The organism is Isoptericola sp. BMS4 (assembly GCF_011634835.1).
Classification (GTDB): domain Bacteria; phylum Actinomycetota; class Actinomycetes; order Actinomycetales; family Cellulomonadaceae; genus Isoptericola.
Genome location: NZ_SIRP01000022.1, coordinates 1 through 1,306, shown reverse-complemented (window position 1 = coordinate 1,306; position 1,306 = coordinate 1). Strand labels below are relative to the sequence as shown.

1 protein-coding gene is annotated in these 1,306 nt (G+C 69.1%); it reads right to left on the bottom strand.

The features are described from left to right. Nucleotides 1–43 precede the first annotated feature (43 nt). Nucleotides 44–1,219: an IS1249 family transposase gene (locus EYB28_RS19715; protein WP_166852954.1), complete on the bottom strand. Its 1,176-nt coding sequence runs from the start codon at nucleotides 1,217–1,219 to the stop codon at nucleotides 44–46. Nucleotides 1,220–1,306: the final 87 nt, after the last annotated feature.

The following is a 1,306-nucleotide window of genomic DNA, read 5'->3' as shown; positions in this document are numbered from 1 at the left end:
GGGTTAGCGGCCAAAATGTGTGTCCGTCTCGGGCGTGTCGATGTCATCGGTGGGAGTGTCCGGCCCAACCGGATCGTGCCCAGAGGCCCTCGTCGGGGCTGGTCGCGGTGTCGTAGCCGGTGGGTCCGATGGGCTCGTTGATGACGTCGGTGGTGGGCGTGGATGGCTGCCAATGCTCGGGGCGGATGAGTGAGGCCGGCGGCTGGGGTTTCGTGGAGTGCAGGTAGCACCACCACTCGACGGCGCGGCGTTGGTGGTCGCTGGTCATGCCGCGGTGGCGGCGTAGGAGGTCCTTGATGGGGTGGTTGGCTCCGCCCTCGATCCGGTTCGTCGTCGAGCTCAGGTTCAGATCGGTCAGGTCGGGGTCGAGGTAGGTGAACAACACGCCGGTGCGGGTGAGGCGTTCCAGGAGCCGGTAGGCCTTGCGGAGCCGGTCGTGGGTCCACCACCAGGTCGCGTTCGCGTGGGCCCAGGCGGGGCGGACCCTGGTGTCGGTGAGGTACGTCTTCTGGGTGATCAGGTCGCCGTAGACCTGATGCCAGGCGTGCAGGCGGGCCTGCCAGGCGGCGGCCTGCTCGCGGGTGGTGATCTTCGTCAGGGTCAGGCTGATCGCGCGCAGGGTCTTGCCGGCGTCGGTGCGCGGCCGGGAGGTCAGGTAGGAGCGGACGTTGCGCTGGACGTGCACGAGGCAGCGCTGGATCTTCGTCGCGGGCCAGCACGCCTTGAGTGCTGAGGCCAGGCCGGAGCCACCGTCGGTGACCACGACCCGTGGGGGTGGGATGCGGGTGAGCAGTGCGGTCCAGGCGGCGGTCTTCTCGGTGTCGCACCACTGCAGCGCGATCACGGTGCCGGTGGTCCCGTCGACCGCGAGCAGCAGGCACCAGCCGTGGGCGAGGTAGGTGCCGTCGAGCTGGACCTCGTCGTAGATCTCTCCGGTAATACCGATGACGGGCTCGACGTTCCAGCACCACGCGTGGCGGCGGCGGAAGGACCGCGCAGAGCCGGTGCCGGCACCGTCTTGGGTGTGTGTGCTGGTCAGCCAGCCGACGAACCGCGTCACCTCGGCGCGGCGGGCGACGTCGGCGCGGTCACGAGTCGTCGAGGAGCCGCACTCGGTGCACCGCCAGCGTGTGCGACCGCCACTGGTGCGTCCGTTGCGCTTGAGGTGGCCGCCGCATACCCGGCAGCGACGTCGATGTCCAGCACCCGAGGCTCCCATGCCTCCAGGGGCATACCGGAACCCGATTCTCCTGTCGTGGCCTGCACGGATACCCCGTCAGCGGACACACATTTTGACCGCTAACCC

Coding starts and splice junctions, on each gene's coding strand:
- EYB28_RS19715 (WP_166852954.1), bottom strand. CDS start 1,219: ATGGGAGCCTCGGGTGCTGGACATCGACGTCGCTGCCGGGTATGCGGC.